Consider the following 3,349-nt stretch of genomic DNA (forward strand, 5'->3'; position numbering starts at 1 on the left):
CCAGCCGCGCCGAGTCACTTTTGCGGTGCACCGGCTGGAACCACCCTGAACGCACGATCTGAGCCAGCGTCTGGGCATCACGCCGGTCGGTCTTCTTGCGGGCATCCATCAGATGCTTCGCCGCCCGGGCGTCGATGATCTGTGCGAGGTGGCCGGCGTCTTCCAAAACCTGACAGGCCCACTCAGCCAGCGGTGAGGACTCCACCACGGCCGACACCGGCGCAAACGGGGCCAGGACCTTGTTCAACTGCTCAGTGTCGGTGGCTACTTCCCGCTGTTCCATGACATTGCCCTGCTCATCCACAACGGCAACAGCACTTGATTTGGAAGCCAGATCGATGCCAGCGTAGTTTATCGGACAACCTCCTCCGTTATGGCTTTGTTGAGGCCCTTAGGGTGACCTCGTTTCTCATTGGCGGAGGTTGTCCTCTTCCTTCCGGCCCGATCAAGGCCTGCCCGCTTTATTCCATCTCCTACGGCACCTTCAGCTGGCCTTGCGCTTGCCGCCCTGGCCTCCGGATTTCTTCTTCTCCTGGGGCTCCCACCGGCCGTTGCGGTAGTAGGCCTGCCACCCGGTCGCCTTACCCTCCTTTTCAGATGCCACATACTGCTCCTTGGTCTTACGGCTGTAGCGCACCGTTGTCGGGTTCCCCTCCGGATCACGCTCGGGCGCATCCAGTATGTAGGCGTACTTGGGATCCAGCTCCGCGGCATGTGGCTTGATCTCGCTCACCAGCGGCGGCCGCGTCTCGCGGTTCTTGGGAAACTGGCTGGCGGCCAGGAACAGGCCTGAGGCGCCATCCCTCAGTACATAGGTGTCATCCACCTTCTGGCACTGAAGTTCCGGCATCGGGATCGGGTCCATCTTGGGCGGCGCCGGCTCCCCATTGCGCAGCAGTTTCCGGGTGTTCTTGCATTCCGAATTGGTGCAGTCGAAATACTTCCCGAAACGCCCGCTCTTGAGCTGCATCTCACTGCCACACTTGTCGCACTCCAGCGTCGGGCCCTCATAGCCCTTGATGCGGAAGCTGCCGTACTCCAGCTCCTGACCATCACAATCCGGGCTGTTACCGCACACGTGCAGCTTGCGGGTCTCATCGATCAGGTAGCTGTCCATGGCCGTGCCACATTTCGGGCAACGGTGTTTCTCGCGCAGCAGGCGGGATTCACCCTCGCCGTCGTCATCCTCATCCGCGCTGACCGCCTCGTCACCGGGAATCAGGTTGATGGTCTTCTTGCAGCGCTCCTTGGGCGGCAGCGAGTAGCCGGAGCACCCCAGAAAGACCCCGGTGCTGGCAACACGGATCTGCATGTGCCGGCCGCAGTCCGGGCACTCGATGTCCGTGTCCGTGGGCGCGTTGGTGCGCATGCCACCGTCCGTGGACTCCGCCTGCTGGAGCTGCTTCGAGAAGCGCTCGTAGAATTCATTGAGAACCTGCTTCCAGTCCTCCCGGCCCTCGGCAACCTCGTCGAGTTCCTCCTCCATGCGTGCCGTGAAATCGTAATCCAGCAGGTTGGAGAAGGATTCATTCAGCCGGTCCGTAACAATGTCCCCCAGCTTTTCCGCATAGAAACGCCGGTTCTCCAGGCGCACATAGCCGCGCTCCTGGATAGTCGAGATAATGGAGGCATAGGTTGAGGGCCGTCCGATCCCGCGCTTTTCAAGTTCCTTGACCAGCGACGCCTCAGTGTAGCGTGGCGTTGGCTTGGTAAAGTGCTGGCTCGGAGTCAGCTCGCTCAGGATCAGGCGGTCGCCTTCGGCAATATCCGGAAGCACCACATCCTGATCCTTCTTCCCGGAGGACGGCGCCACCTTCTGGAAACCATCAAACCGGATGATCCGGCCCCGGGTCTTCAGCTGATAATCCCCTGCGACCACGGTCACGGATGTGCTCAGGAACTCGGCGTCAGTCATCTGGCAGGCCACGAATTGGCGCCAGATCAGGTCGTAGAGCCGTTCGGCGTCCTTCTCCAGACCGCTGATGTCCTGGGCCCGGTGTTTGACGTCCGACGGTCGAATCGCTTCGTGCGCTTCCTGGGCCCCTTCACGGGACGTGTAATAGCGCGGCTTCTCGGGCAGGTAATCATCACCGAAACTGGCCTGGATATAACCGCGCGCGGACTGGATCGCATCCTGACTCAGGTTGGTCGAATCCGTCCGCATGTAGGTAATGTAGCCGGCCTCATACAGGCGCTGGGCCAGCGTCATGGTTTTCTTCACGCTGAAACCAAGGCGGTTACTTGCCGCCTGCTGCAGCGTGGACGTAATGAACGGGGCCGAGGGCCGGGATTTGGTGGGCTTGTCCTCGCGCTTGGCCACGCGGAAGGCCTGCTCATCCTCCGCCAGTGCCCTCAGGCGCTCAACATGCTCATTGCTCTGCTGCTCGTTCGTGGGCCTGTAGGGCTTGTCGCCATACTTTGCCACCTCGAACGGAATGCCCACACTCTTCTGCTCAGGCGGTGTCAGCAGTGTATCCAGCTCCCAGTATTCCTCGGGTACAAAGGCGCGGATCTCACGCTCGCGCTCAACGATGAGCCGAACTGCCACGGACTGGACGCGCCCCGCGGAAAGACCACGGGCAATCTTGCTCCACAGCAGCGGCGAGACCATATAGCCCACCACACGGTCCAGGAACCGGCGTGCCTGCTGTGCCTCAACCCGGTGAGTGTCCACGTCCGTGGGTTCGGAAAAGGCCCCCTGGATGGCACGCTTGGTGATCTCATTGAACACCACGCGACGGTACTTGTCGTCGTCACCGCCAATGGCCTCCTTCAGGTGCCAGGCAATGGCCTCCCCTTCGCGGTCAAGGTCCGTGGCCAGATAGACCGCATCGGCGTTGTTCGCCAGCCGCTGCAGTTCGCTGACCACCTTCTCCTTACCGGGGAGTATCTCGTAATGGGCTTCCCAGTCGTTCTCCGGGTCCACGCCCATGCGCCGGATCAGCTGATCATGGGCCTTCTGCTGCTTGTAGCGGGCCTTGGTCTCGGGATCCATCTTGCGTGTCTCCGCAGCCTGGCGGGCACGCTCCTTGGGGTCCGTTTTACGGTTGCCGGAACCACTCACTGGAAGATCGCGGATATGTCCCACGCTGGACTTCACGATGTAGTCATCACCAAGGTACTTATTGATGGTCTTGGCCTTGGCGGGGGACTCCACGATTACCAGACTTTTACCCATAACAGCGAAATCTTCCTCAGAACAGTGTGGTGACCATGGCGCCGACCATGGACGTGGCGACAATATATAGGGATTGGGTCATGGCGGGTCAAGTGACCACAAACAAAAAGCCCGGCGCGTGGCCGGGCTCAAGAGGGCTTGGAAGCGGATCAGAGCCGCTCGAAGACGGTG

The 3,349-nt window shown here is 60.9% G+C and carries 2 protein-coding genes; both read right to left on the reverse strand.

The genetic code is table 11. From position 1 onward, the window contains the following. Window positions 1-304, reverse strand: a 304-nt coding sequence (locus QZ501_RS14990) for a transposase (protein WP_295720623.1), incomplete at its 3' end; no start/stop codon positions are given. Window positions 305-484: 180 nt separating this feature from the next. Then, window positions 485-3,178 (reverse strand): type I DNA topoisomerase, encoded by a 2,694-nt coding sequence (topA, locus tag QZ501_RS14995; RefSeq protein ID WP_295720625.1) that lies wholly within the window; start codon window positions 3,176-3,178, stop codon window positions 485-487. Between the last annotated feature and the right edge of the window lie 171 nt (window positions 3,179-3,349).

The organism is uncultured Halovibrio sp., assembly GCF_913056445.1.
Taxonomy (GTDB): domain Bacteria; phylum Pseudomonadota; class Gammaproteobacteria; order Pseudomonadales; family Oleiphilaceae; genus Halospina; species Halospina utahensis_B.

Coding starts and splice junctions, on each gene's coding strand:
- topA (WP_295720625.1), bottom strand. CDS start 3,178: ATGGGTAAAAGTCTGGTAATCGTGGAGTCCCCCGCCAAGGCCAAGACC.